Annotated in this window: 29 protein-coding genes and 1 riboswitch; of the genes, 17 read left to right on the plus strand and 12 right to left on the minus strand. The window is 65.8% G+C overall.

The features are described from left to right. The first annotated feature begins 70 nt into the window (after nt 1–70). The 6 genes from ACV17W_RS08260 to ACV17W_RS08285 all read left to right on the plus strand — a co-directional run bounded on the left by ACV17W_RS08260 (nt 71) and on the right by ACV17W_RS08285 (nt 4,766). Nucleotides 71–793 carry a response regulator transcription factor gene (locus ACV17W_RS08260; protein ID WP_462595938.1) on the plus strand — a complete coding sequence of 241 codons (723 nt, stop codon included), beginning with the start codon at nt 71–73 and terminating at the stop codon, nt 791–793. Between the two features lie 89 nt (nt 794–882). After that, nucleotides 883–1,470: a DUF2946 family protein gene (locus ACV17W_RS08265; protein WP_462595939.1), complete on the plus strand. Its 588-nt coding sequence runs from the start codon at nt 883–885 to the stop codon at nt 1,468–1,470. Nucleotides 1,471–1,512: 42 nt separating this feature from the next. After that, nucleotides 1,513–2,094, plus strand: coding sequence for an NUDIX hydrolase (locus ACV17W_RS08270; protein ID WP_462595940.1), 582 nt, complete (start codon nt 1,513–1,515; stop codon nt 2,092–2,094). Nucleotides 2,095–2,096: 2 nt separating this feature from the next. Continuing rightward, a complete protein-coding gene (gene aat, locus ACV17W_RS08275) occupies nt 2,097–2,858 on the plus strand; it encodes a leucyl/phenylalanyl-tRNA--protein transferase (protein ID WP_462595941.1) in 762 nt (253 codons plus the stop codon). A gap of 62 nt (nt 2,859–2,920) precedes the next feature. Beyond that, nucleotides 2,921–3,655 carry an arginyltransferase gene (locus tag ACV17W_RS08280; RefSeq protein WP_462595942.1) on the plus strand — a complete coding sequence of 245 codons (735 nt, stop codon included), beginning with the start codon at nt 2,921–2,923 and terminating at the stop codon, nt 3,653–3,655. A gap of 61 nt (nt 3,656–3,716) precedes the next feature. Then, a complete protein-coding gene (locus tag ACV17W_RS08285) occupies nt 3,717–4,766 on the plus strand; it encodes a quinone-dependent dihydroorotate dehydrogenase (RefSeq protein ID WP_462595943.1) in 1,050 nt (349 codons plus the stop codon). Nucleotides 4,767–4,891: 125 nt separating this feature from the next. Here ACV17W_RS08285 and phaP read toward each other — a convergent pair whose 3' ends face one another. Further along, nucleotides 4,892–5,467 carry a TIGR01841 family phasin gene (phaP, locus tag ACV17W_RS08290; RefSeq protein WP_462595944.1) on the minus strand — a complete coding sequence of 192 codons (576 nt, stop codon included), beginning with the start codon at nt 5,465–5,467 and terminating at the stop codon, nt 4,892–4,894. Nucleotides 5,468–5,791: 324 nt separating this feature from the next. Between phaP and ACV17W_RS08295 the strand changes: the two genes are divergently transcribed. Further along, a complete protein-coding gene (locus ACV17W_RS08295; RefSeq protein ID WP_462595945.1) occupies nt 5,792–6,769 on the plus strand; it encodes a tripartite tricarboxylate transporter substrate binding protein BugD in 978 nt (325 codons plus the stop codon). 109 nt (nt 6,770–6,878) lie between these two features. Here the strand turns inward: ACV17W_RS08295 and ACV17W_RS08300 are convergent, their stop codons facing one another. The 3 genes from ACV17W_RS08300 to ACV17W_RS08310 form a co-directional block, all read right to left on the minus strand. Beyond that, nucleotides 6,879–7,730 (minus strand): IclR family transcriptional regulator, encoded by an 852-nt coding sequence (locus ACV17W_RS08300; protein WP_462595946.1) that lies wholly within the window; start codon nt 7,728–7,730, stop codon nt 6,879–6,881. Between the two features lie 331 nt (nt 7,731–8,061). Next, nucleotides 8,062–8,862 (minus strand): competence/damage-inducible protein A, encoded by an 801-nt coding sequence (locus ACV17W_RS08305; protein ID WP_462595947.1) that lies wholly within the window; start codon nt 8,860–8,862, stop codon nt 8,062–8,064. A 17-nt stretch (nt 8,863–8,879) separates the two neighbouring features. Next, nucleotides 8,880–9,680, minus strand: a complete 801-nt coding sequence (locus tag ACV17W_RS08310) for an EI24 domain-containing protein (RefSeq protein WP_462595948.1) — start codon at nt 9,678–9,680, stop codon at nt 8,880–8,882. Nucleotides 9,681–9,744: 64 nt separating this feature from the next. On the opposite strand from ACV17W_RS08310, the gene ACV17W_RS08315 reads away from it, so the two are divergent. Continuing rightward, entirely contained in the window at nt 9,745–10,131 is a 387-nt protein-coding gene (locus ACV17W_RS08315) for a thioredoxin family protein (protein ID WP_462595950.1), read from the plus strand. An 8-nt stretch (nt 10,132–10,139) separates the two neighbouring features. On the opposite strand, the gene ACV17W_RS08320 is transcribed toward ACV17W_RS08315, so the two are convergent. From ACV17W_RS08320 to ACV17W_RS08330, 3 genes are all read right to left on the minus strand, one after another. Continuing rightward, nucleotides 10,140–11,567 (minus strand): DEAD/DEAH box helicase, encoded by a 1,428-nt coding sequence (locus ACV17W_RS08320; RefSeq protein ID WP_462595951.1) that lies wholly within the window; start codon nt 11,565–11,567, stop codon nt 10,140–10,142. A gap of 103 nt (nt 11,568–11,670) precedes the next feature. Further along, nucleotides 11,671–12,006, minus strand: a complete 336-nt coding sequence (locus ACV17W_RS08325; RefSeq protein ID WP_462595952.1) for an AzlD domain-containing protein — start codon at nt 12,004–12,006, stop codon at nt 11,671–11,673. Beyond that, entirely contained in the window at nt 12,003–12,755 is a 753-nt protein-coding gene (locus ACV17W_RS08330) for an AzlC family ABC transporter permease (protein WP_462595953.1), read from the minus strand. Before ACV17W_RS08330 ends, ACV17W_RS08325 begins: the two co-directional genes overlap by 4 nt. 171 nt (nt 12,756–12,926) lie before the next feature. Between ACV17W_RS08330 and ACV17W_RS08335 the strand changes: the two genes are divergently transcribed. The 4 genes from ACV17W_RS08335 to ACV17W_RS08350 are packed head-to-tail and all read left to right on the plus strand — an operon-like array spanning nt 12,927 to nt 15,643. After that, the gene (locus tag ACV17W_RS08335; protein WP_462595954.1) at nt 12,927–13,847 is read left to right on the plus strand and encodes a branched-chain amino acid transaminase; all 921 of its coding nucleotides are present in this window, start codon (nt 12,927–12,929) and stop codon (nt 13,845–13,847) included. A 40-nt stretch (nt 13,848–13,887) separates the two neighbouring features. After that, nucleotides 13,888–14,100 carry a zinc-finger domain-containing protein gene (locus ACV17W_RS08340; protein ID WP_462595956.1) on the plus strand — a complete coding sequence of 71 codons (213 nt, stop codon included), beginning with the start codon at nt 13,888–13,890 and terminating at the stop codon, nt 14,098–14,100. Between the two features lie 6 nt (nt 14,101–14,106). Next, on the plus strand, nt 14,107–14,529 hold the full coding sequence (locus ACV17W_RS08345) for a YybH family protein (protein ID WP_462595957.1): 423 nt from the start codon (nt 14,107–14,109) through the stop codon (nt 14,527–14,529). Nucleotides 14,530–14,542: 13 nt separating this feature from the next. Next, nucleotides 14,543–15,643 carry a YheT family hydrolase gene (locus ACV17W_RS08350; RefSeq protein WP_462595958.1) on the plus strand — a complete coding sequence of 367 codons (1,101 nt, stop codon included), beginning with the start codon at nt 14,543–14,545 and terminating at the stop codon, nt 15,641–15,643. Nucleotides 15,644–15,726: 83 nt separating this feature from the next. Here the strand turns inward: ACV17W_RS08350 and ACV17W_RS08355 are convergent, their stop codons facing one another. Continuing rightward, nucleotides 15,727–17,244 (minus strand): M48 family metalloprotease, encoded by a 1,518-nt coding sequence (locus ACV17W_RS08355; protein WP_462595959.1) that lies wholly within the window; start codon nt 17,242–17,244, stop codon nt 15,727–15,729. A 65-nt stretch (nt 17,245–17,309) separates the two neighbouring features. On the opposite strand from ACV17W_RS08355, the gene galU reads away from it, so the two are divergent. Continuing rightward, nucleotides 17,310–18,146 (plus strand): UTP--glucose-1-phosphate uridylyltransferase GalU, encoded by an 837-nt coding sequence (gene galU, locus ACV17W_RS08360; RefSeq protein WP_462595960.1) that lies wholly within the window; start codon nt 17,310–17,312, stop codon nt 18,144–18,146. Nucleotides 18,147–18,355: 209 nt separating this feature from the next. On the opposite strand, the gene ACV17W_RS08365 is transcribed toward galU, so the two are convergent. From ACV17W_RS08365 to ACV17W_RS08375, 3 genes are all read right to left on the minus strand, one after another. Next, a complete protein-coding gene (locus ACV17W_RS08365) occupies nt 18,356–19,249 on the minus strand; it encodes a cytochrome c oxidase assembly protein (protein ID WP_462595961.1) in 894 nt (297 codons plus the stop codon). An 87-nt stretch (nt 19,250–19,336) separates the two neighbouring features. Further along, nucleotides 19,337–19,663 (minus strand): hypothetical protein, encoded by a 327-nt coding sequence (locus ACV17W_RS08370; protein ID WP_462595962.1) that lies wholly within the window; start codon nt 19,661–19,663, stop codon nt 19,337–19,339. Nucleotides 19,664–20,019: 356 nt separating this feature from the next. Continuing rightward, a complete protein-coding gene (locus ACV17W_RS08375; RefSeq protein ID WP_462595963.1) occupies nt 20,020–21,012 on the minus strand; it encodes a sodium:calcium antiporter in 993 nt (330 codons plus the stop codon). 41 nt (nt 21,013–21,053) lie between these two features. Next, a riboswitch (yybP-ykoY riboswitch) is annotated at nt 21,054–21,229 on the minus strand. A gap of 105 nt (nt 21,230–21,334) precedes the next feature. On the opposite strand from ACV17W_RS08375, the gene ACV17W_RS08380 reads away from it, so the two are divergent. Further along, a complete protein-coding gene (locus tag ACV17W_RS08380) occupies nt 21,335–22,678 on the plus strand; it encodes an aminopeptidase P N-terminal domain-containing protein (protein ID WP_462595964.1) in 1,344 nt (447 codons plus the stop codon). A gap of 21 nt (nt 22,679–22,699) precedes the next feature. Here the strand turns inward: ACV17W_RS08380 and ACV17W_RS08385 are convergent, their stop codons facing one another. Continuing rightward, complete coding sequence (locus ACV17W_RS08385; protein ID WP_462595965.1) at nt 22,700–23,152, minus strand: NINE protein; 453 nt, start codon at nt 23,150–23,152, stop codon at nt 22,700–22,702. 213 nt (nt 23,153–23,365) lie between these two features. On the opposite strand from ACV17W_RS08385, the gene ACV17W_RS08390 reads away from it, so the two are divergent. From ACV17W_RS08390 to ACV17W_RS08400, 3 genes are all read left to right on the plus strand, one after another. Beyond that, a complete protein-coding gene (locus ACV17W_RS08390; RefSeq protein ID WP_462595966.1) occupies nt 23,366–24,682 on the plus strand; it encodes an FAD-dependent monooxygenase in 1,317 nt (438 codons plus the stop codon). Nucleotides 24,683–24,836: 154 nt separating this feature from the next. Then, nucleotides 24,837–25,862: a tRNA dihydrouridine synthase DusB gene (gene dusB / locus ACV17W_RS08395; protein ID WP_462595967.1), complete on the plus strand. Its 1,026-nt coding sequence runs from the start codon at nt 24,837–24,839 to the stop codon at nt 25,860–25,862. A gap of 35 nt (nt 25,863–25,897) precedes the next feature. Continuing rightward, nucleotides 25,898–26,137 (plus strand): helix-turn-helix domain-containing protein, encoded by a 240-nt coding sequence (locus ACV17W_RS08400; protein WP_026639908.1) that lies wholly within the window; start codon nt 25,898–25,900, stop codon nt 26,135–26,137. Nucleotides 26,138–26,184: the final 47 nt, after the last annotated feature.

Here is a 26,184-nt window from a genome sequence, read left to right on the forward strand (position 1 = left end):
TCGTCACTGCTTCTGGCGTGCCTCCTTGAAGAACAATTCCTTCACTAGGAACACCAAAGGAGAAGCTATCGTGTCGACGATCATCGTTATTGCCAGCGACGCCGCGTTGCGGCGGGCCATGGCCGAGGCGACCGCTTCGGCCATGCCGGGCTGGCGTGTCGACAATGCCTCCCCGCCCCCGCAGCTGGTCAGCAGGGCCCCTGGGCATGAGTATGACTTGATGGTGCTGTCGGTTCCCAGCCATCTCGACATCCACCAGATTGTCACCATGGCGCGCGCCGCCTACCTGCCGAAGTCCATTCTGCTGTTGTCGGACCACGCCGGACCGGCGACATGGGCGCAGGGCCTGCCATTGGGCGTCGTGGGTTGCATTCCGCACTATGCTTGCACGGACATGCTGCAAGCCGCGATCAAGCTGGTGCTCACGGGCGGCATGTGGTTTCCCGCGCAGTTCGATGCGGGAGCCGCTGCGGCCGAGGCCGTCGAGATTCTTGCTGAAGCCCCGCCCGCCCCGCCGCTGCCGGCTCCTGCTTCCGCGCCGAGCGAGGAATGCATGGTGCTGGGGCTGACGCCACGCCAATACGAAGTGCTGGTGCTGCTGGCACGCGGATACAGCCTGAAAGCGATCGGCCGCCAGTTGAACATTGCGGTCACCACCGCCAAAGTGCATGCAGAAACCGTATATCAGCGCCTGCATGTCCATAACCGCACCGAAGCCGTCTACGCCGCGATCTCGCGCGGTGCGACGTTGGGGTGGTCTTCGATGGCGCGCGAGGCCGCGTCCAGCGCCTAGTCGCCACTTGAACGCGTGCGAGTGCAACCCCGCCGATCTGGTTAAATAGAACTAAGCGCGGCCATCACCCGCGCGCAGGGTTGACAGGCATGGACTCATCCGTCGAAGAAGCGTTGGCCAAATGGCCGAATGTGCCCGCCGTGTACGGCTGGTTGTCGCTGGACGAGCGAGGGCGGTGGCGCCTGCACCCCCAGGGCGACGCCGCGACAGGCGGGCCCGGCGAGTCGATTTCCAATGCGCAGATCATTGCTTTCATTGGCCGAAACTATGCCGCCGACCCCGAAGGCCGATGGTTTTTCCAGAACGGTCCGCAGCGGGTGTATGTACGCCTGGACGCCGCGCCCCATGTGCTGCGCCTTGCCGAAGATGGCCGGTCGCTGAACACCCACACCGGCCTGCCGGTGCGCGTCGTGACGGAATGGTTGTTGGATGACACGGGCCGGCTGTATGCACGCACGGACGCCGGGCCGGCCATGGTCGATGACCGCGACCTGCAGCCGCTGCTGGAGCAATTGCGCACGCACGATGGGCAGCTATTGACCGACGTACTGGAAGCGGGCGGCGAGCCCGCCCCACTTTCTCACCCGGCGCTGACCACGCCGGCGCCGTTGCACCGGCGGATTTCCCGCGCCGACATGCCGGCGCGCCTGGGCTTTGTTGCCCTCCCGCAGGCCTGAGCCAGGCTACGCAGCGGGCCGACTGCCGTTAGAATCGACGCCATGACCGCCCAACCGCCTTTGAATTATTTCCCCGCTCCGCGCCGCGCGCGCTTCTGCAGCCAGTGCGCGACGCCCATCACGCGGCGGGTGCCCGATGGCGACAACCGCGAACGCGACGTCTGTGAACATTGCGGCGCCATTCATTACCAGAACCCTCGGCTGGTGGTCGGCACGGTTCCCGTATGGGAAAACCGCATTCTGCTGTGCCGCCGCGCCATCGAGCCGCGCTACAACACGTGGACGCTGCCCGCCGGATTCATGGAGCTGGGCGAAAGCACGGCGCAGGGCGCCGCCCGCGAAACTCTCGAAGAATCGGGCGCACGCATCGAGATGGGCCAGCTTTTCACCGTGATCGATGTGCCGCAGATCGACCAGGTCCACGTTTTCTACCTGGCCCAGGCCCTGGACCCGGACCTGGATCCAGGTCCGGAGAGCCTGGAAGCACGCTATTACGATGAGGCCGACATCCCCTGGAGCGATCTGGCTTTTCGTACCGTGGCCACCACCCTGAAGCAGTATCTCGAAGACCGCCGTCGCGGGCACTTCGACACCCATCACTACACGCTCGAATCGCACCGCTGACCTTGAAGCTGCCCTGGCTCACGCCCGACACGCCGTTTCCACCCGTCGAGCACGCACTGGCCGACCCTGCAGGCCTGCTGGCGGCGGGCGCAGACCTTTCCATCGAGCGGCTGACGGCCGCCTACTCCAACGGCATTTTCCCGTGGTACAGCGTGGGCGAACCCATACTTTGGTGGAGCCCCGATCCGCGGATGGTATTGGTGTGCGGCGATTTTTCGCCTTCGCACTCACTGCGCAAGCTGTTGCGTCAGATTGCTCGTGAGGAACACAGCCTGCTGCCCCGGGTGCAGGTTCGGGTGGATACGGATTTCCCGACCGTGATGGCGTGCTGCGCCGCCCCACGGGACGGCCAGTCGGGAACCTGGATCACGCCGGCCATGCAGCAGGCGTATGCCGCTTGGCATGCGGCCGGCGTCGTGCACAGTGTGGAAACCTGGATCGACGGCGAACTGGCCGGAGGTCTGTACGGCATCAGCCTGGGCCGCATGTTCTTTGGTGAGTCGATGTTCTCCCGCGAGACGAATGCATCGAAGGTGGCATTGGCCTACCTGGTGGCGTTCCTGCGGCGCAGCGGTGTGGAATGGATAGACTGCCAGCAACAGACGCGGCACCTGGCCAGCCTGGGCGCGCGGCCCATACCCCGCGCGCGCTTCGTCGAGCATGTGCGTGGCGCCGTGGTCGGCCCCGCACCGGCCTGGCAGCGCGGCCGGCTCGACAGCCAGGGGGCGCTGCATGCCGAGGCCACGGCGGGATTGTTGTTCTGAGCTGCTTCGGCGTTAAGATGTAGCCATACCTGCCCGGTGCCCGACCCATTGCCCAGGCCTGAATGAGCCAGCTCAAAGAATTACCTTTCGCTACGCTGCAGTTCTATTCCACTGCCCCCTACCCGTGCAGCTACCTGCCCGGGCGGCAGGCACGTTCGCAGGTCGCGGCGCCGGGGCACCTGATCAATTCCGGCGCATATTCGCAGCTGGTGGAGCAGGGTTTCCGGCGCAGCGGGCTGTTCACTTACCGCCCGCATTGCGACACCTGCCGGGCGTGTGTGCCGGTTCGCGTCGACACGGCCGGCTTCACACCGAACCGCAGCCAACGCCGTGCTTGGCGAGCTCACCAGGGATTGCGCGCCTTCGTGGCCGAGCTGGCCTGGTCGCCCGAACACTACGAGCTGTATACCCGCTATCAGCAAGGGCGCCATCCGGGCGGCGGCATGGACGATGATAGTCGTACCCAATACGCGCAGTTCCTGCTGACCAGCCGGGTCAATACCCGCCTGGTCGAATTCCGCAGCCCGGACGGCGCGCTCGCCATGGTTTCGATCATCGATGTGCTGGACGATGGCCTGTCGTCGGTCTACACCTTCTACGACCCCGACGTACGCGGCAGCCTGGGCACCTACAACGTGCTTTGGCAAATCGAACAGTGCCGCACACTGAACCTGCCCTGGCTGTACCTGGGCTACTGGATCCGCGATAGCCGCAAAATGTCCTACAAGTCAGCGTTCCGGCCGCTGCAGATGCACCTTGAAGGCACCTGGCAGCCGCCGCCGCCCCACTTGCTCTGACGCCGGCGATACTCGCCCTGCCGCGCCGCGCCGGTGGGCAAACTGGCTACAATTGCGCCCCATGTCGATACTGTTCCAAGCCTATCCCCTTGCGCGCCGCGCCCTGTTCGCGCTGGACGCCGAAACTGCTCATGAAGTCACGCTCGCGGGGCTGCAACGCGCCTACGACTGCGGAGCTACCCGCCGCATGCTGCGCGCACGGCCACAGGAACGCGCCACCCTGATGGGCCTGCCGCTCGAGAATCCGGTCGGGCTGGCCGCGGGGCTGGACAAGAATGGCGCCTATATCGACGCATTGGGCAACCTGGGCTTCGGATTCGTCGAAGTCGGTACGGTCACCCCCCGGCCGCAGCCCGGCAACCCCAAGCCACGCATGTTTCGCCTGCCCCGCGCGCACGCCCTGATCAACCGCCTGGGTTTCAACAATCAGGGACTGACCGCCTTCGTCGCCAATGTGCAGCGCAGCCAGTGGCGCTCCGAAGGTGGCGTACTGGGGCTGAACATCGGCAAGAACGCCGACACGCCCATCGAACGCGCGGCCGAAGACTATGTCATCGGCCTTGAAGGCGTGTATGCGCACGCAGATTACGTCACGGTGAATATTTCCTCACCCAATACGCAAAACCTGCGCGCCTTGCAAGGAGGCGATGAACTGTCGGCCCTGCTCGGCCGGCTGCGCGATAAGCGCGCCGAGTTGGCCGACCGGCACCAGCGGCACGTGCCGCTGGCCGTGAAAATCGCCCCTGACCTGACCGAAGCGCAGATCGACGCCATCGCCGACATACTGCCGCGCTACGGCATAGACGGCGTCATTGCAACCAATACCACCCTGTCGCGCGATGCCGTCGCGGGGCTGCCCCATGCGAATGAAGCGGGCGGCGTATCGGGAGCGCCGGTGCACGCCCTGTCGCTGGCAGTGATCGCCCGGCTGCGCGCACGCATGGGCGCGGACATGGCCATCATCGGCGTGGGCGGCATACTATCCGGCGCGCAGGCGCGCGAGAAAATCGCGGCCGGCGCCAATGCGGTTCAGCTGTACACCGGCCTCATTTACCGAGGCCCGGCACTGGTGTCGGAATGCGTGCGGGCCCTGGCCGGCACCACCGCCTGAACACCACGCGGCCATCGCTGTCGGCCCGGCGAAAAAAAAGCCACCCCGGGGGGTGGCTAATTCCAGCTCTGCTCTGTCACTCAACAGTACTACAGTATGGGCGCCAGGGACACCCTACCGTGGTATCAGGCGGCGCGACGGCTGCGACCCGTCTTGGTCGCGGCCTCGGCGGCGTCGGTGGCGGCCTTGAACGTGGCGTTCGCGGCGGCATTCATGTTTGACTCGGCAACCTCGGCGGCTTGCCGGGCGGCCTTGGTCAGCGAATCGTAGGCACCGTTGGCGGTGGCCAGCGACGACTTCAACAGGGCGACGGCGCTTTCCGAGCCAGCGGGCGCGTTCTTCGACAGCTGCTCGACGGCGTCGGCAACCTGTTGCTGACCCTCGGCGATCTGCACTTCGGCCAGCTTGGCCAGGTCGCCTTGCACGCCCGCGACGATGTCGTACACATGCTTGCCATAGGCCAGGGCCTTTTCGGCGCCAGGCTGCACCAGGGCGCCAGCGTAAGCGGCGGCTTCCTGGGGATCTTTCACGCTGAAGGCTTGCTGCGAATTCTGGGCGACTTCGTCCAGCGTGGCCTTGACCACTTTCAGGTTCAGGTCGACGAGCTTTTCAAAGCCGGCGAACAGCGTGGCCTGGGTGGCAACCAGAGTGTTCAGGGCGGATTTCTGTTGGTCCAGAATTTGTTGGGGGAAATTGATCATGGTGGTCTCCGGAAAGAATGGCCGGAAGCGACCCGGCAGAAAAAACGAGGCTTGACGATGAACTTACGTGCGCGGATCGCTTTTGCTGCACATCACCGGCGCGTTGTTGCACTGCACAAACTCCATTTTACGGGTATGGACCGGCGTGTCAAGTGTTTTTGATGCAACGCAGCAAAATACGCTTGCGGCCGCGCAGACTCGGGGGAAATACCCGGTGACGGAGCGGATATTGTTTTCTACACTGACCACCGGCCGAAGACCCTCCAAGAGAGCCCGTCCGCCCAGTTCAAACACCGCCGCGCACGATGCGGCACAGGAGACCTCATGAAATTTATACCCCGTACGCTTTCGGCAATGTTGGCCGCCAGCGCCCTGCTCGCTGCTGGCGCCGCTCAGGCTGAATACCCGGAACGGGCCATAAATATGGTGGTGCCGTTCGCTGCCGGCGGCCCCACCGACAACGTGGCGCGCTCGCTGGCCGAAGCCATGCGGCCCACGCTGGGGCAGACGGTGGTCGTCGAAAATAAGGCAGGCGCGGGCGGCACCATCGGCACGTCGCACGTCGCGCGCGCCGACCCCGACGGCTACACCGTCCTGCTGATGCACCTGGGGTTCACCACCGCTGCGTCGCTGTATAAAAATCCCGGCTACGACCCCACCGATAGCTTTGTTCCGGTGGGCCTGGTCGTCGACGTTCCCATGACGGTGATTGCGCGCGAAGACTTCCCGCCCAACAACATCAACGAGCTGGTCGAGTACGTCAAGCAGAACAAGGACAAGGTGTCGCTGGCCAACGCCGGGATCGGGGCCGCCAGCCACCTGTGCGGCACCATGCTCGTGGACGCGCTGGGGGTCGACCTGCTCACCATCCCGTACAAGGGCACCGGTCCCGCCATGAACGACCTGCTGGGCAAGCAGGTCGACATGCTTTGCGACCAAACCACCAACACGACCCAGCACATCAAGGGCAAGAAGGTAAAGGCCTATGCTGTTACCAGCCTGAAGCGCGTGCCCACCCTGCCCGATCTGCCCACCATGGACGAATCCGGGTTCAAGGACTTCCAAGTGGGTATCTGGCACGGCATGTGGGTGCCCAAAGGCACGCCGCAACCCGTGGTCGACAAGCTGGTCAAGGCCTTGCAGACCGGCATGGCCGATCCGAAGTTCAAGGAACGCATGGCCGGGCTGGGCGCCGAAGTGCTCAACGATGACGCCAACCCGAAGGCACTCGAGGACAAGGTGAAGCAACAGGTTCCGCAGTGGGCCGAACTGTTCAAGAAGGCCGGCGTACCGCAACAATAAGACTAATAATTCTTGCCTTCGGGCGCCTGAACCCCTGGCAATGCCGGGGGTTTTTTATTGCGCGACTGCTGCGGTCGAGCCGCAGCCAGACGCAGCCACCATGACTGCTTCACACGCGCGCCGGATGGGGCGTCAGCCCCTTGGCCGCCCCATTCGGCGCCACGGTGGGCTCGTATCCGAGCGCTTCCGAAATATTGCGGGCGGCGTCCACGAGGGCCTGGATCCATTCGTCCTGCAACCGCTCGGCGGGCGCCGATATCGACAGGCCGGCCACCAGCTTGCCCGTGTCGTCGAAAATTCCGGCCGCTATACAGCGAACGCCGAGTTCGAGTTCTTCGTTATCGCGCGCATACCCGTGCCGGCGCACCAGCGCAAGTTCGCGTTCAAGGCGGTCGAGGTCGGTGAGGCTGTTGCGCGTATGCCCGGCAAGGCCCGTGCGCATTGCATAGGCCCGCACCTGGCGCGCATCGATCGTGGACAGGAACAGCTTGCCGGTAGAGGTGAGATGCAGCGGCGCGCGCCCGCCAATGGCTCGCACCACCTGCATGCCCGACCGTTCGCTCCAGGCGCGGTCGATATAGACGATTTCGTCGCCCTGCTGGACCGACAGGTTGATGGTTTGCCCCGTAAGCTTGTGCAAGGCGCGCATGGCCGAAATCGCGGCTTCGCGAACGTTCAGGCGCCCCTTCACCAGAGAGCCAAGCTCAAGCAGGCGCATGCCGAGCTGGTACAGCCCGTTATCGACGCGCTCGACGTATCGCCCCACTACGAGATCGTTGAGTATGCGATGCGCGGTCGAGGCATGCAGCCCAGTGGTGGCGGACAGCTCTTTCAAAGTCACGGGATCGGAATGCGCGGCAAGCGCATCCAGCAGGCGCATGGCGCGCTCCAGCACCTGGATCGCAATAGGAGACTGGGCCGATGCATGCTCGCTGTCCGAGCCCGGCACGCTAGCTGACATGGTGGAAGTCACGATGGTGGTAAAAGCGGGATAGACCGTCTGGTCAGGGAAAGGCAGCGTTACCGCAGTGCAACAGGAGCCAACTTCCCGTATTGTGAAATCTTGCCGGGTTTTTGGCAACCCGGCGGACTGCAATCGGACGAATATTCGGTCCCGATTTTCGCCGGGACCGGCCTCACCACGGGATCGACCCGACCGAAACCACCCGGCCGCGCCGATCTGTCGGCTCGCAACAGTGCAGGCCGACGCGCCTTTCGGCGGTCCGAATCAGGGGAAATGTAGGCTGCCAGCCGGAAAGCGTCCGCGTGGGCGCGTGGGCCCTGGCACTGGGTCAGGGGCTCAGACGGCCGCCCAGCTGCAGGACTTCTTGCTGCAGAAAGGCCAGCGCCTGCGCCGCCTGATCGGGGTCGCCCTTGACGCCCAGTTCGATATGAGGCGGCCTCCCGTCGGTACCCACACTGGGCAGACTGAAGGCCCGCACTGCATTCCAGCGTTCTTCCACCGTCTGCATGACGGGAGCCACGCGGGATTCGGGCAGGCCGAACACCAGAAAGGAATGCTCGATATGCGCCTCTCGATGATGCAGCGCGGCATAACGCGTGTCGAGCGTCCATTCGAGCATGGGCCAGGCCATGACCGGAAAACCGGGAACGAAGGTGTGGTCGCGGATGAAGAAGCCGGGGATCCGGTTGTACGGGTTCGGCACAATCTCGCTGCCGGCGGGGAAGACCCCCATCTGCAGACGCTGCTGGTTCTCGGCGGCAGCCATATCGGGACTGCCCTGCCCTTTGGCAGCCATTTCGGCCACCCGCAGAGTGATGGCCTCCTCGGCCTCGGGATGCAGGCACAGCGGCACATCCAGCGCTGCCGCCGCGGCCTGGCGGGTGTGATCGTCGGGTGTGGCGCCAATACCGCCGCAGACCAGCACGATGTCGCCGGAACTGAAGCTGCGGCGCAATGCGTCCGTGAGCGCCGCACGGTCGTCGCCCAGGATTTCGGCGCGCGAAAGACGCAGGCCACGCGCGTTCAGCAGTTCGACCACTTTTGAGAAATGTTTGTCCTGCCGGCGACCCGACAGGATTTCATCGCCGACGATGATGAGGCCAATGCGGCGGGACGGGGTATCAACCATGGTGTCGGGGAGAATGATCAGGCTTCGATGACGCGTTCCTGGCGCAGGCGCCGCAGCGCCTCGAGGCCGTAGTGTGCATACACCAGACCCGAATAGACAGGCAGGATTATCCAGGCCGGCGGCAGCAGATTCAGCAGCGAGCAGATCAGCCCGATGATCCAGAAACCGGTATTGTGCCGCTCGAGCAGTACGCGCCTTTCGGCGGGACTGGCGTGCTCGACGATGGCATCCACGCGCAGCATGCGCGTGAAGGCGAACGCCCACCAGAAAACCGAGAGCAATACTGCCATGGGGGGGATGAGCCAGAACGGCAGGGTCAGCACCCAGCCTGCCGCGAACACGGCACTGACCCAGACGGCGTTCCACAAGCTATAGGCGGTAGCGTTTCGGCCCTGGCGAGACACGGTGGCGTATTCGCGGGCGCCGACATGACGCAGCACGAGCGGCATGACGAACACCGCGGCAATCGCGAGCCCCAGGATGCCCGACACCGGCAACAGGATGGCCGCTGCAATGACGGGAATGAAATACAGCTTGATAGAGAACAGGCCAACGCCAACCAGCCACGCGTCGACGTTATTGACGACCTGCCATTCCGAAGCCTGGACGTTGAGCCAGTCGGTGAGCGGCGTCCAGAACAACCATACCAGCAGCAAAGCGCCCAGCAGTGCGATCACGAACGGCAGCAGCACGGCCAGCAGCATGCTGGGATGCAGCTGCGACACCAGCGCGCGCTTGAAGGCCTGGGCGACGCCAGCGGCACCGACCGCGGCAGCGCGTGCGCCGGACGGCAACGTATCGGGACGAGGAGGAATCATGAGGTAAACCTGTCTGATGACATGCCGGGTATCATAGTCGCAAACACGCTGCGATTCTGATGCCATGTCCTTGCTTATTCCCGGATCCGACACCCCAGCATTGCGCGCGGCGCTGGCCGCACGCAGCACCGACACCTGGCTGATAGCCTGCTTCTGCGCGGCCTGGTGCGATACCTGCAGCCAGTACCGGCCCCGGCTGGCGGATCTGGCGGCCTCGCAGCCGCAACGCGTGTTTGTGTGGGCCGATATCGAAGATCACCCGGACCTGCTGGGCGACGAAGACGTCGAGAATTTTCCGACGCTGCTGGTGCAGATCGGGCCGCGGGTGGTGTTCTACGGCCCTATGTCGCCGCATATCGGCCATCTCGAGCGCCTGCTCGACAGCCTGGGGCCCGACAGCCCGCCCATAGCAACCCAGTTGCCCGACGTGCCTGCGCTGCTGGCGGCCTAGTCCGGCGCTCAGGGCTTGCGGCTGCCGCCCAGCAATACGGCGACCTGCCGCTTGGGTGTATTGGACCGCGACTCGGGCCGCGCCTCGGCCGCTTGCGAGGCCGACTCAGAGGGCTCGTAGGGCTTGTAGAAGAAATCATCGACCGGCTGGCGCGGTGCGGCGTACGCCGACGCGCCGCGGCGATCACGGCCGCTGCTGCCGCGAGCGCGCGACTCGCGCGGTTCACGGGTATGACTGCGGGCGACAAGATCCTGAGGGACTTCCAGCGTGCCACGCGGCACCGGCCGCTTGATCAGCTTTTCGATATCTTGCAGGTAACGCGCCTCGTCGGCGGTGAACAGCGCGATCGCTTCGCCCGAGGCGCCCGCACGCCCGGTGCGGCCGATACGGTGGACGTAATCTTCGGAGTTGTGCGGAAGATCGTAGTTGATGACGCAGGGCACCCCTGCCACGTCCAGGCCACGCGCCGCCACGTCGGTGGCGACCAGCACTTCCAGTTCTCCGGCCTTGAAGGCCTCTAGAGCCTTCATGCGGTCGGCCTGGCTCTTGTCGCCATGGATGGACTCGGCCCGCACGCCATCGCGTTCGAGCTCGCGCGCCAGGCGCGCGGTGCCGATCTTGGTATTCGAAAACACGATCACCTGCTTCAGCCCGCGCGACTTCACCAGGTGTACCACGGCGGCGCGCTTGGCGTCGCTGGGCATCTGGTAGGCAATCTGGCTGACCGTGTCGGCCGTGGCGTTGCGCGCCGCGACTTCGATTTCGATCGGCTGATTCAGGTAGGTGCGGCCCAGCTTGCGGATCTCGTTGCTGAATGTGGCCGAGAACAGCAGCCCCTGGCGCTGCTGGGGCAGCAGCCTGACGATGCGGTCGAGGTCGGGCAGGAAGCCCATGTCGAGCATGCGGTCGGCTTCATCGAGGACGAGGATGCCGACCTGGCTCAGGTTGACGGTTTTCTGTTCGACGTGATCCAGCAGGCGCCCGGGCGTGGCCACCAGCACTTCGCAACCTCGCCGCAGCGCTTCTTTCTGCGGCCCGATGTCGACGCCGCCAAACACCACCGCCGAGCGCAGCGGCGTATGCTTGCTGTACCGCTTGACGCTTTCGTACACCTGGTCGGCCAGTTCGCGCGTGGGCGTGAGGATCAGGGCCCGCACGGGATGGCGCGCGGGCGATGCGCTGCTGTTGGCCAGGGGCATCAGCCTGTGCAGAATGGGCAGCGTGAAGGCCGCCGTCTTGCCCGTGCCGGTTTGCGCGGCGCCCATGACGTCGCGTCCCGCCATCACCGGCGGCAACGCTTGCGCCTGGATTGGCGTGGGCGTGGTGTAACCGGTGGCGACCACCGACTCGAGCAGTTGAGGATGCAGTCCGAAGTCGGCGAAAGTCGGGGTGGGGGCGTCAGCCCTGGGTGCTACGGATGTATTGGAGTCAGTCATCAGGATGGGCAGATGCCGGGGCAGTGAAAAAGAACAAAACGAGTATGCTGCCAAGCCCGGATTGCTGTGGATAACTTTATTTTAGCTCAGCCGGCAGCGGGACTCAGCCGGCCAGCCAGCGCAGGGCCCACAGCACCATCATGCCCGCCACAATGACGGCCACCGCGCTGCGCGTTTTCAGGAACACCACCACCGCCACCATGGCTGCCACCAGTCGGTAGTCGAACGCCGGACCAGCGCCGGCCTTCCAGGGCAGCAGGTCGGGCACGATGATGGCGGTAAGGGCCGCCGCGGGCGCGTACCGCAAGGCGCGGCGCACCCCGTCGGGCAATGGCAGGTAATCGCCGAACAGCATGTAACCCGCCCGCGTCAGCACGCTGCACAATGCCAGCAGCAGTATGGCGGAATACACATAGATCTCGGACGGCCAGAACGTCATGTGCGCCCCACTTTGCGGAAATATTTTTCGGCCCAGATGCCGGCCAATATGCCTGCGATGACGGCCGCGGCGAGCCCGAGCCGCAGGGGCAGCAGTTGCCCCACCCAGGCCGTGAGCCCTGCTGCCAGCATGGAAACCAGCATCGGCTTGGAGTTCGCCAAGGGCACCGTGATGGCCAGCAGCGCCAGGACGGCGGCAAAATCGAGCGACCACGCAGTGGGCACCAGTGCCCCCAGGTAAATTCCGGCAATCGATGAGCTTTGCCAGACGATCCATCCCGGCGCGATCGTGCCCAGGAAGAACCAGAGCTGCTGGCGCGTGCCGCGCTCGGCCGCATCGCCAAAGCGCGGCATGAACAGGACAAAGCCCATATCGGTGGTGAAATAACCCAACCCAAGCCGGCGGGGCCATGAAAGGTGCCGGAAAAACGGATGCAGGGCGGCGCCAAAGATGATGAAGCGCAGGTTGACCACGCAGCCCGCCATGAAGATGAGCCATAGCGGAGCCCCGCTGGCGATGAGCGGCAGGGAGGTGAGTTGCGCCGACCCCGCATACAGCAGCAGGGTCATGGCCAGGGCCATCGATTCGGTGAGGCCGGACTTCACCATCGCGACCCCGGTGACCAGCCCCCATGTGGCGGTGGCGATAAGGGCCGGGACAATGGCGTTGAAACCCTGGCGGAACGCGGCCAGCCGTTCCTGGCGCACCAGTCGGGGATCTTCGGATGGGCCGGCGGGATCAGGAAGCATGGATTGCTTGCTGGGAAGTGGAACTGGACGGCATGGAACTCATCAAAGAAAAGCACCTTCACGCCTGCAAGTTCCACAGGCGAGGCGCCGGCCTCTGCGTTGGCGCTGAAAGAGCGGCATTGTACCCTTGCTGCTTGATACAATAGGCGCCACTTTCAGGGGGAAACAACCATGTCGATGGCAGATCGCGACGGCTACATCTGGTACGACGGCAAGCTCGTGCCCTGGCGCGACGCCACCACGCATGTGCTGACCCACTCCCTGCACTATGGATTGTCGGTGTTCGAAGGCGTGCGCGCCTACCAGACCGCCTCGGGCACTGCCATTTTCCGCCTGCAGGACCATACGCGCCGCTTGTGCAATTCGGCGCACATCTACCAGATTCCCCTTCCGTTCGACGCCGATACCCTCAATGCCGCGCAGGTCGAAGTGGTGCGGGCCAACCAGCTCGAGTCCTGCTACCTGCGCCCGCTGGTGTTCTACGGATCTGAAAAGATGGGCGTGTCGCCCAAAGGCGCCAAAGTGCACGTTGCCATTGCCGCCTGGCCATGGGGCGCTTACCTGGGCGAAGAGGCCCTTGCGCAGGGCATACGTGTGAAAGTGTCGTCTTTCGCGAGGCAGCACGTCAACGTCACGATGCCGCGCGCCAAGGTGGCCACGACCTACGCCAATTCCATCATCGCCAACGCCGAGGCCCTGCACGACGGCTACGACGAAGCCCTGCTGCTCGATACCGAAGGGTTCGTGGCCGAAGGCGCCGGCGAGAACGTCTTCATCGTCAAAGACGGCATTCTGTGCGAGCCCGAAATCGCGTCGGCCCTAACGGGCATCACGCGCTCCACCGTGCACGCGCTGGCCGGCGACCTCGGCATACCCGTCGTGACCAGGCGCCTCACGCGCGACGACATCTATATCGCCGACGAAGCCTTCTTTACCGGCACGGCCGCCGAGGTCACGCCCATCCGCGAAGTCGACAACCGCAAGATCGGCGAAGGCCGCCGCGGACCGGTCACCGAGAAACTGCAAACCGCGTTCTTCGAGCTGGTCAGCGGGCGCAACCCCAAATACGCCCACTGGCTCACTCCGGTCTGACCGCAGCCCACATTCACCCATGTCTTTTCAGGAAAACCCCATGAACGCAGCCGCTCCCGCCGCCGCGCCCTCCCCCGAAGCCATTGAAGTCGGGGCCGAAGACCTGCCCGTGTACTGCCCGGGGCCCAAGGCCCCCCTCTGGAGCATGCATCCCCGCGTGTTTCTCGACGTCACCCACACGGGGTCGGCCCGCTGTGCCTATTGCGGCGCCGAATACCGGCTGAAGCCGGGCACCGTCGTACGGGGCCACTGATACGCCATGTTCGCCACTCCTGAAGAAGCCGAGCAAGCCTTCTACGAAGCGCTCGAGCAAGCCGATACCGACCGCCTGCGGCAGATCTGGGCCGACGACGAAGAAGTCGTCTGCATCCATCCCGGCGGGCTGCGCGTGGTCGGCCACATGGCCGTACAGGAATCGTGGCAACAAACCCTGGCGGCGGGCCCGCTGCATATCCGCCCGATGCGCCCGGTCGTCATGCAAAGCATGATGTGTGCGGTGCATACGCTGGTTGAACAGGTCACGGTGCGTACGCGCGGCGGTACGCAACACGCCAACTGCTACGCCACCAACATCTACCACAAGGGGCCCACCGGCTGGCGCATGGTCATGCACCATGCCTCGCCGGCGCCCGCCGATGCCGGGGTCCTCGATCTGCACGACGTGCCCGACCGGCTGCACTGAGCGGGTGGATCGCTTGACCACTGCCCGACTCGATACCTCGCCCTGCCCCGTTCCCGCCTGGCTGCCCGATCGGCACAGCCAGACGATCTACGCCGCCTTCGTGGCGCAGCATCATCACATCGCGTTCGTGCGCGAGCGGGTGGACACGCCCGATACCGACTTCATCGACATCGACTGGACCGGGCCCGGGCTGTTCCCGCACAAAAGCGCAGACGGCCAGCCCATCAACAACCGCACGCCCGTGGTGCCCGGCAAGACGGCGGCCGCGCGCTGGATCACCGATGCCGACTGGTTGTCGCTGCCACAAACGCCGGATACCCCCGCGCTGCTGCTGTTGCACGGGCTTGAAGGCGGCAGCACCAGCCGCTATGCGCAATCTATCGCCCACCACTTCCGGGCGCGCGGCTGGATCGTCGCCGTGGCGCACTTCCGGGGGTGCTCGGGCGCACCCAACCGCCTGGCGCGCGCTTATTATTCCGGCGACTCTACCGAGGTGGGCTTCATGCTCGACACCGTACGCGCGCGCATTCCACATGCGCGCTGGCACGCGGTGGGCGTATCGCTGGGCGGCAATGCCTTGCTCAAGCACCTGGGTGAACAGGGCAGCGCCGTGTCCTGGCTGGCGGCCTGCGCGGGGGTTTCCGTGCCGCTCGACCTCGTCGCAGGGGGCACCACGCTGTCGAAAGGGTTCATCAATCGCCGCCTGTACAGCGCGCATTTCCTGAAAACCATGAAGCACAAGGTGCTCGAGAAGGCGCGTCGCTTTCCCGGCGCCATCGATGTGATGCGCATTGCCCACGCACGCGACCTGCGGGACTTCGACGACGCCTATACGGCGCCCATGCACGGGTTTCGCAATGCGCTCGACTACTGGACGCGCGCGTCCAGCAAACCATGGCTGGCCAGCATCGAGGTACCCACGCTGGTACTGAACGCCCGCAACGATCCCTTCCTGCCCGCGAGCGCGCTGCCCATACCGCGTGATTGCTCGGCCCACGTTCTGCTGCACCAGCCGGCCGAAGGCGGCCACGCCGGGTTTCCGACAGGCCCTTTCCCGGCCCACCTGGGGTGGCTGCCTCAGCGCCTGGGGCGCTTCTTTGAAACCGGACGGTAAGGCAGCGCGGCGCGGGATGGCGCCCGGAATGGGTCCGGCACTTCGGCCGGCCGGGGCATACCAGGGGCTGTCGCCGCGCGCGTCTAGCTCTTGAATCGTTCCAGCAGTTCGCGCTCGGCGGTCAGCTTCTCTTTGACGTCGCGGATCTGCACGTCGATCTGCGATTGCTCGTAAAAGTCGCGAGACAGCGAACGGGCCTGCTGCAACTGCGATTCCGCCGCCGCATAGGCCCCCGTGAGCACGTAATACCGCGCCATGTCGCGCCGCGCCTGCACGGGCTGGCCATTGCGGTCTTCGCTCTGGGCCAGCATCTGGTACAGGCCAGGCTCTTCATCGCCCCATTGCTGGATGCGCTCGCGCAGATAAGCCTGAGCCTCGGCGTGACGCCCGGCGCCCTGCAGCGCCTGCGCGTAGGCGATGCCGAGCGCCCGCTGCTGCGGCCAGCGCTTGATGGCCGCACCAGCCAGCTCCACCGCGCGCGCAGCGTCTTTGCGCGCGGCGGCCAGATCGATACCCAGGCGCGCAAGATAGGGGCTGGCCTGCCCGGCACTGGCCTGGTCGAGATAACGCTGGGCCTCTTCCAGGTTGTTGCGCTGGAACGCCTGCAGGGCCAGGCCGTAATAGGCAGCCGACTGTTGCACGCCGGTCAGGGTGCGAGCGTCGTCTTGCATCTGCTGTCCGGCCGTACGCAGGCTGACCGCGTCGCGCCCCTGGATGACCCGCATCTTGGCGCGCATATACCAGAAGGCATCGCTGTCCTGGTGGCGTTCCGACGCCAGGCTGCGACTGCGGTTCTGGATGTCGGACATACGCTCGATGGACAACGGGTGGGTCGACGCCCAGGCGCCGCCGCCCATGCCCTCGTTCAGGCGCGAAGCGCTCATCAGCCGGGAAAACATGCGTACCATGCCCTGGGGGTCGTACCCCGCCCGCGTCAGCATCTGAAAGCCGGCTCGGTCGGCCTCGCGTTCGGCATCGCGCGAGAAACCCAGCTGGCGATTGATGGCCGCGGCTTGTCCGAATGTGGCTACGCCGAGCGCCAGATTGCCGCCCCCGCCTGCCAGCGCGGCGAGCAGGGCCGCGGCCAGGCTGGCCATCATGACCACGCCGGTCTGGCTCTGCTGGGTCATGCCTCGCGCTATGTGGCGTTGCACGACGTGGCCGATTTCGTGAGCCAGCACCGATGCCAGTTCAGATTCACTGGTAGACGCGACAATCAGGCCGCTATTGACGCCGATGAATCCGCCCGGCATGGCGAAGGCATTGATATCGGGGTCCCGCACGCCGAATACCTCGACATCGGGGACGGCCCCCGGCGCGTAAGCGGCCAGCTTGTGCGCCATGGTGGTCAGGTATTGGCGCAGTTCCGGATCGTTGATGTAGGTTGGGTCGCGCCGGCCCTGGGCCATGATGGCTTCGCCCAGTTGGCGTTCGAGCGCCGGGGGCAGGTCGGCCGAGGACGCCGCGCCCATTGAAGGCAGGCCCACGGGTTGCGCCAGCGCAGGCGCCACTGGCAATGCCAATGCCAGGCTGAGGGCGCCGACCAGCGCACGCTGCACAATCGAAATCGGGGTTCTGAATGTCATAGGCCTGCGGTTCATTGCAATATGATAGCGACCGTCGGCAAAAGTTTTGCCGGCCCTGACATTTTTATCTCGAGGTTCTCATGCGCCCAATCCGCAAAGCCGTTTTCCCTGTCGCCGGAATGGGCACGCGTTTCCTGCCCGCCACCAAGGCCATGCCCAAGGAAATGTTGCCGGTGGTGGACAAGCCGCTGATCCAGTACGCCGTGGAAGAAGCCGTGGCGGCGGGCATTACCGACCTGATCTTCGTCACCGGACGAAACAAGCGCGCCATCGAAGACCATTTCGATTCGGCACCCGAGCTCGAGGCCGACCTGGAAAGCAAGGGCAAGATCGAGCTGCTGGAGATGGTGCGCGGCATACTGCCGGCTCACGTCAATTGCCTGTACATCCGGCAGTCCGCCCCGCTGGGGCTGGGTCACGCCGTACTGACGGCCGAGCCGGCCGTAGGCAATGAGCCTTTTGCCGTGCTGCTGGCCGACGACCTGATCGACGCCGACACGCCTGTGCTGAAGCAATTGATGGATACCGCCTACGCCCACGAGGCCAGCGTGCTGGGCGTTCAGGACGTCCCGCGCGAAGAAACCCGGAAATACGGCATCGTGGCCGCTCAGCCGCTCGACGACCGCACGGCACGGGTCACGCATATGGTCGAGAAGCCGGCGCCCGAGCAAGCCCCGTCGACGCTGGCGGTGGTGGGACGCTATGTGCTCGAACCCCAGATTTTCGATCAGTTGCGGGCCACCCAGGCGGGCGCGGGCAATGAAATCCAGCTGACCGATGGCATTGCCGCGCTGATGGGCACGCGGACGGTGCTGGCGCACCGCTACGAGGGGCAGCGTTACGATTGCGGCAGCAAGGCGGGCATGTTCCAGGCCACCGTCGCCCTGGGAGGCAAGTACCACGGACTGGTGCCCTGAGGGGCACGGGGAACGGGGCGGCGGGCGCAGACGCTTGCACCCGCGGTGCTTGCGGCCCGGCAAACGGCGCCACCGGGTCGGGGCGGACGCCGCCCGTGGCCCAGTGGCCGCTCGCTCACTGCGCTCGGCCCATTCCGGGCCGAGTCCGTCAAATCAGAAACCTTGCCGGCGTCCAGGGTGCGGGTCGCAGCCCAAGGCTTATCCGTGGCTCAGTGGGTAGACGCCGCGCGGGCGGCCTCGGCGGCTTCAGCCCGTTCGCGCGAGCGGACACGGTCGCGCGCCTGGCGATCTTCGGGACGCAGGCGGCCCTTGCCCGACAAGCGCATCAATGTGCCCAGCGCCACCATCAGGCCGAAGACTTCTACCATGGCGGCCGGAATCCACATGGTCAGGCCGCCTATGGTCTGGTCAGTCTGGGCCGACATCGATATCGCCCGCCCGCACAGCTCGAACAGGGGGTAGATGTCGTATTCGGTGAACGTGATCACCGCGCCCGCCACCATCTGCGGGGCCATGGTCAGCACCGGAGACAGCACCCGGCCACCCGGACTCATCGCCGCGGGCGGGCTGGGCCGCCGGTCGAGGATGAGGTTCCAGTACATGAACCCGCTGATCACCACCGACCAGTTCATGAGCCGGTACAGGCGCCAGTCGAGCATGGAATAGAACTGCACCGAGGGAATCAGCCATACCAGCACCAGGAAGACGAACAGCGCGGGCACGAAGTAGGGGTTGGTCAGCACCGCCACCACGGCGCGGCCGCTGGCGGTGCGCAGGAAATCGCGCAGCCGTATGCGCCAGGCCATGGGCAGGCCCGCACGCATGACTGAACCGGGAAAGGCCGCCATGACCAGCAATGGGCCCAGGTGATGCAGTACCAGATGCTGAACCCGGTGAATGAAGAACATGCGCTCGGCGTAATAGTCGACGCGCGTGTGCAGGGACAGGTACAGCACGATCAGGCCGGACCAGAACAGGAATTGCCGCGCGCGCGTCACGCGATGGACGCGCTGCCCCCGTACGAAGAGAACAATGCTTGCCACGAAGGCAGCCACCAGGGCCGGGGAAAATTCCCACGGTACGAGCCAGCCGAGCCATTCCATGCCGAAATCCGATAAACCTGACTAAACGCGGGCCACGCCCGTGGTGGCATTGTAGTTGACCTGCCCACGGGCGAGGCCTCGGGAGAGTCAGGCTCGGGCCGACGCGCCAAACCGCACGTGGCGCACGACGGGATTGGCCCGCAGGCGACGCGCCTGGGACATGAGCTCGGGGCGCAACTCGGGCGGACAGTTGACCGTGATGCAGGCCGAGGCGAAATCGGCATCGTGACCGGAATCGATCTGGAACTGGGCCACATCGATGCCCGCGGCGCCGAAATCCAGACATATCTGCTTGCGCACTGCGCCCAGCGCATCGCGCGGGCACTCAATGGTCAGGCGCGATGTGCCTGCACGGCGGGTGAGCGCGGCGCGGTCCACGCCGGCACGGCGCATGAACAGGTCGAATAAACGCATGGCAACCTCCCTGAAGCAGGGAGCGCTCGTGCGAACGCGCGTGTCTGCACGGCGCACGCGACTGCACGGGAGACGTGCACGACGACGCGAGCCGTGTGGGCACAGCAACGGTTCTGGCGGTTTATTGCGGGAGTATGGCGGTAAAGAACCTACCGCCACGTACCGCACCCTGCGCTGACAGGATGCGGCAGATGGAGTTCTGCGTGGATCCTGTCAGGCAGCGACGTCGATGCAAGATCGACAACTGTCGCCGGAATCGGTATTCACAGAGCAACTCCGTATGATGTAAACATATCGATTTTACGCGCTTTACTGTTTATCCACAAGGGTTTTCCCGGCGTTGTATGCTAGGCGCCTCAGCGCACGAAGTGCCAGCCCAGGTATAAGGCGAATAGTCCATAGAACCCGCCCACCGTCGACAGTACGGGCACGCTCATGCCCGCGCGACGGAACCGCAGCCACAACAGGGATATCGACATCAGAGTGAACAGGCCGGCCGCGATCAGGGGGCCGTCGAGCAGCCAGGGCGTCAGGAATATGCCCAACGCGCTGGGTATCGTCGCCTGGATCATCATGGCGCCGGAAATGTTCGCGAGCGCCAGGCGCTCTTTCCCCTGCCGTACCCAGATCAGGGCGTTCATGATTTCGGGAAGCTCGGTGGCCACGGGCGCCAGCAACAGCGCGGCAACGTGGGCAGACGCGCCCATGGCGATACCCAGCAGCTCGATCTGGCGCACAAACACATGCGACGCGCCGGCGATCACGAGCAGTGCAAGCACCGTCTGGGCGGTGGCCCAGGCCATCGAGGGCGAGGGATCGCGGGGGCGAAGCTTCAGCGGCTCGATGTCGTCGCAGTCGAGGCAGGGCTCGTCGTTGGCGAGCTCGCGCTTCACATACAGCCCGTAGACCGCCAGAAAGAACAGGCCCAGCCAGGGTTTCCAGGCGAACACCAGCAGGCCCAGACCCAGCTTGATGACGAACACGCCCATGAACCAGGCCTGGTCGCGCGCCAGCCGCTGCTGGTCTGCATTGATGCGGGCCGCGCTGCGCCCTCCTTGCCACAATGCCCACCCCACTACCGCGTAAGCCAGGGTGGCGAGCACCAGGGGGCCTCCCATGGCGGCGCCCACGCCGATATCTTTTTGTTCGGGCGTGGTGCCAAACACCACGGCCATGAAAGTGACTGCGCTTTCGGGCAGCGCGGTGCCGAACGCCGCCAGCACGGTGCCGGTGGCCGTGGCGCCCAATTTCATCCGATGGCCTACCCACTCGATGCCATTGACGAAATATTCGCAGGCAAAGTAGATGACCAGGGCCGACAGGAAAAACAGGAACAGGGTGAGCAGCATGATGCGAGCCGGACGAGCAGAAACCCATGGCGCGACGATGCGGCTCGCCCGGCTGGCGGATACGCAACGCGGCCAAAGGTCTCGCCTGGCTGACCCGGTGCGGCGCAGACGGCCGCAGCACGGGAACCGTCAGCGCCATGGGGTACGAAACCACCAAGTCTGTTGACGCTGACTCCTTTGGGGATTCAAAGGATGGCTACTCCCCAATGACAGTGGCGCGCATTGTAGCAGGCGTCCCTGCAACCGGCCAGGCCGCGGGCGCGGTAAAGTAGGCGTACCCCCGGCCCGCGCCGGCCCTGTTTCCGGTATGAGAATCTGCGCCATGAGCCTGCCGCCCACCGATATCGCCCCTTATGTGGAACGTCGCCGCCGCCTGCTGGACGACATGCGCCGTTCGGGCGGCGGCGTCGCCGTCGTGGCGACTGCGCCCCCGGCGTTACGCAACCGCGACACCGAGTATCCCTATCGCCATGACAGTGATTTTTTCTATCTGACCGGGTTCACGGAACCCGAAGCCTGGCTGGTCCTGGTAGCCGGCCCCACCGAACGGACGATACTGTTCTGCCGGCCGCGGCATGCCGATCAGGAAATATGGGAAGGTTACCGCTTCGGGCCGGATGCCGCCCGCACGGCGTTCGGGTTCGACGAAGCCTATGGCATCGACGAACTCGACCAATTGCTGCCCGAACTGCTGCTGGACCAGCCCACTCTGTACCGGCCCTTCGCTGCGCGCGGTGCGGCGCAACGCAAGATGCGCCGCTGGCTGGCGGCTGCCGAACAGCAAGGCCGGGGCCGGCGACTGCCGCCGGCGCGCATGCAGGATCTGCGCCCCTTGCTGGCCGAGATGCGCCTGGTGAAAGATCCGGCCGAGATCGCCACCATGCGCCGCGCGGCACGGATATCGGCGGGCGCCCATGCGCGCGCAATGCGTGCTGCCCGCGTCGGGCAGCACGAATACGAGCTGGAAGCCGAATTGCTGTACGAGTTCCGGCGCCATGGTGCCCAGTCGCCAGCGTATCCCAGCATCGTGGCAGCTGGCGCCAATGCATGCGTGCTGCACTACGCCGCCGGCGATACGGTGCTGCGCGACGGCGAGCTGGTGCTGATTGACGCGGGCTGCGAAGTGGACGGATACGCCGCCGACATCACGCGCACGTTTCCCGCCAACGGCAGGTTCAGCGGGCCGCAACGGGCGCTGTACGACCTTGTCGAGGCAGCCCAGGCGGCCGCGGTGGCCGCGACGGCGCCCGGACGCAGCTTCAACGACGCGCACGAAGCGGCCGTGCGGGTGCTGGCGCAAGGCATGCTCGATAATGGGCTGTTGCAGGGCTCGCTCGACGGCGTGATTGAATCCGGCGCCTACACCCGGTTCTACATGCACCGCACCGGCCACTGGCTGGGCATGGACGTGCACGACGCGGGAGATTATCGCTGCGGCGCGCCTGCCGCCGACGGCGTGCGGCCGTGGCGTACGCTTGCGCCCGGCATGCTGCTGACGATCGAACCCGGCATTTACGTGCGCGCTGCCGAAGATGTGCCGCGCGCCTTTTGGGACATCGGCATCCGCATCGAAGACGACGCGCTGGTCACCGAGGAAGGTTGCGAACTGATCACGCGCGGAGTACCCGTGGATGCGCGCGAGATCGAAGCGTTGATGCGTGAATAGCGGGTGGCGGCCGCCGGGCCGTCAGAAAACGTAGCCGTCGAGCCAGCCCATGGCTGTCCAGGTGTAGACAACGACCATGGCAATACCGAAGATGCCCGCGGTCGCGCCAACCAGCGTGCCGAATATGGCCACCAATACCGGCCCCCAGCCGGTCTGATTCACGCGGCCGTGCGCCGGGTTGTACAGACGATCGAATTTTTCATCCGGCATCACGCTGAACACGACCCCCTCGATAAAGCCATCGATCATGGGGATGAACAACAGGAAAAACGCCGGATTGTCGTACCAGACCGGAAATTGCGTGGCCGCCGCGAGACAGGCCAGCGAGGCAAGCGTGACCATCCAGGCATGCCGGCGCCCCAGATACCACCAGTGGGCGCCCAGCCAGCCGAACAGGCAGGCAAGCACGCCCGCCAGCAGCTTGCGGCGAGGCGCTGACGACGGAACGGACGACGAAGACGACACAGGCGACATAGCGAACGATCTCGATTCTGGTTTTTGACGCCGCCGGGCGGGTGGAGTCCGGGCGGCGCGAACGACGGCATTGGCCCGAAGCCGGGCCATGGCGCCGGCCCAGGGGTGGCGCCATGAGGTGGCCGACCCGCGCCGCCGGCCACGCCCCGCGAACGCCGCGCGACGGACTTGGATCGGAATGCCCGCGATTGTAGTGGACGGTAGAATTCCAGCATGAATCAGTCTGCCTACGATATTGCCATCCTGGGCGCCGGCCCTGTGGGTCGGACCCTGGCGCTGCTGCTGGCCCGCCTCACGGCGCGGCCCGGGCGCATTGTTCTGCTGGCAGGAACCTCGGCGCCCAAGAGGGACGTGCCGGCGCCCGGCGCGGACGCCGCGGCAGCGCCCTCTGAGGGCCGCGCGCCTGATCAGGGTGGCGGCGCTGCCCGCACGACCACCCGGCAGCATGCGACCTCAGCTGGCCAGCACGCAGGCCGCCAGCAGGCCCCCGGCACGGCCGAGCCGCTCATCGTGCCCGCTGCCGACCCCCGCGTACTGGCGCTGAACCATGGCAGCCGCGTGCTGCTCGAAGCGATGCAGGCCTGGCCCGGCCGCGCCGCGGATATCCGCACCGTGCATGTATCGCAACGCGGGCGGCTCGGGAGCACGTTGATCCGCTGCGACGACTTCCAGGTCGAGCGCCTGGGCAGCACAGTCTCTTATGCAGACCTTCACGGCGTTCTTCTCGAACGCGTGCAAGCCAGTGGCGTGACCGTGCTGCACGGCCCGGCGGCGCAAGTGCACGCCCAGGATGGCCAAAGCGTCATCGTGCGGCAAGGCGACACCGAACTGCGGTGCGCGGTAGCGGTATTGTCGGACGGCAGCGGCGGCGACGACTTGCGCCGCGAATACGACCAGCATGCCGTGATCACCAGCGCCCAGGCCGCCCTGCCCCGTCCGGGCTGGGCATGGGAACGCTTTACCCGGGAAGGCCCGCTGGCGCTGCTGCCGCACCCCCACGAGCCCGGGGCTTATTCGGTGGTGTGGTGCAGCAGCCCCGGGCGTGCCGCGGAACTCGCGAACCTGGACAACACCGCTTTTTCCGCGGCGCTGAGCCGCGCATTCGGCACCCGCCTGGGCCGGCTCCACAGCCAGGCGCCACGCCATCTCTTTCCTCTGGCGCTCAATGCACGGCGTACGTTGGTGCAGGACCGCCTGGTCGCGATCGGCAACGCAGCGCAGACTTTGCATCCCGTGGCCGGCCAGGGGCTGAACCTCGGACTGCGCGACGCGGCGCGCCTGGCGCAGGCGCTGGCTGACTGGCTGGCAGACGCGGCCGCCGACCCACGGCCGGCGTTGGCGGAATTCGGCCGGTCCCGACGCGCCGACCGCTGGATTACCGCCGGACTGACTGACGTGATGCCGCGTGCGTTCGCTACCGGCCTGGCTCCGCTGGAACACGCGTGCGGCCTGGGCTTACTGGCCCTTGACGTGGCCGCCCCGCTGCGGGCACCGCTGGCGCGGCACCTGCTGCAGGGATTGCGCGCCTAAGGTTCGGGCGCCGGCGCTGCCGGGCCCTCGACCAGGCCGCCCGCCACGCGCTCCGCTGGCGTGGCACCAGCGGCGGGTGCCGGCGCAAAGGCGGGCGCGGGGGCAGGCGCGCCGGTCAAACGGGGCCGCATTGAAGGCGGGTAAAATCCCGCCCATGCGCATCGGCCCCTGGACCCTTCCCAACAACGTGCTCGTCGCTCCCATGGCGGGAGTGACCGACCGGCCCTTCCGCCAGTTATGCAAACGGCTGGGCGCGGGCCACGCTGTATCTGAAATGGCCGCCAGCAACCCGCGGCTATGGGATAGCGTCAAGACCTCCCGCCGCCTGAACCATGACGGCGAGATCGCGCCCGTGGCCGTACAGATCGCCGGCGCAGACCCGGCCATGATGGCCGAGGCGGCCGCCTTCAACGCCGCGCGGGGCGCTCGCATCATCGACATCAACATGGGCTGCCCGGTGAAAAAAGTGTGCAACCTGGCTTCGGGGTCGGCCCTGCTGCGCGACGAAGATCTGGTCGCCCGCATTCTCGATGCCGTCGTGGCGGCGTGCGAGCCGCTGGGTGTTCCCGTCACGCTCAAGACCCGCACGGGCTGGGATCGCGAACATCGCAATGCGCTGCGCGTCGCCCGCCGCGCCCAGGATGCCGGGATCGCCGCCCTGGCGCTGCACGGACGAACCCGCGCCGACCTTTACACTGGCGAGGCGGAATACGACACCATACGCGCGGTCAAGGCCGAGGTGTCCATTCCGGTAATTGCCAACGGCGACATCGACAGCCCCCGGAAAGCGCGCCACGTCCTGGATTACACTGGGGCCGATGCAGTCATGATCGGCCGGGCGGCGCAGGGGCGACCCTGGATATTCCGCGAAATCGATCACTACCTGCGCACGGGCGACACGCTGGCGCCGCCTTCCCCCGAAGAAATGCGCGATCTGCTGCTCGAGCACCTGGAAGACCATTACCGCTTCTACGGCGAGCACACCGGCGTGCGCTCGGCCCGCAAGCATATCGGCTGGTATATAGAAGGCCTGCCGGGCGCGGATTCGTTCCGCGACCGCATGAACCTCATCGACAACACGCGCGACCAATGGCGCGCCGTGTCCGAGTGGTTCGACCAAATTGTCCGCGGCGGCCCTGTACTTCGGGCCACCGACGCGCAACCCCTGCTGGCGGCGTGATCCGCCACCCACCTCCAACTATAAAATTTGTACACATGAGCAAGAAAGATGTCCTGGAAGACTGCGTGCGCGCCAGCCTGGAGCGCTATTTCGAAGACCTGGGCGAATCCCAGCCCCACGATATGTGGGACATGGTGATGCGTTGCGTCGAACGCCCGGTGCTCGAAGTCGCCCTCGAGCGCTCGGGCGGCAACCAGTCGCGGGCCTCCGAAATGCTCGGCATCACGCGCAATACGCTGCGCAAGAAGCTGCAGGCCCACAACATCCAGCCCTGAGCGCCCAGCCGCGCTCGCGACCGCTTTCCATTCAATCAGCCGCCCCC

The organism is Bordetella sp. MIP270_01_BMS, from assembly GCF_054958705.1.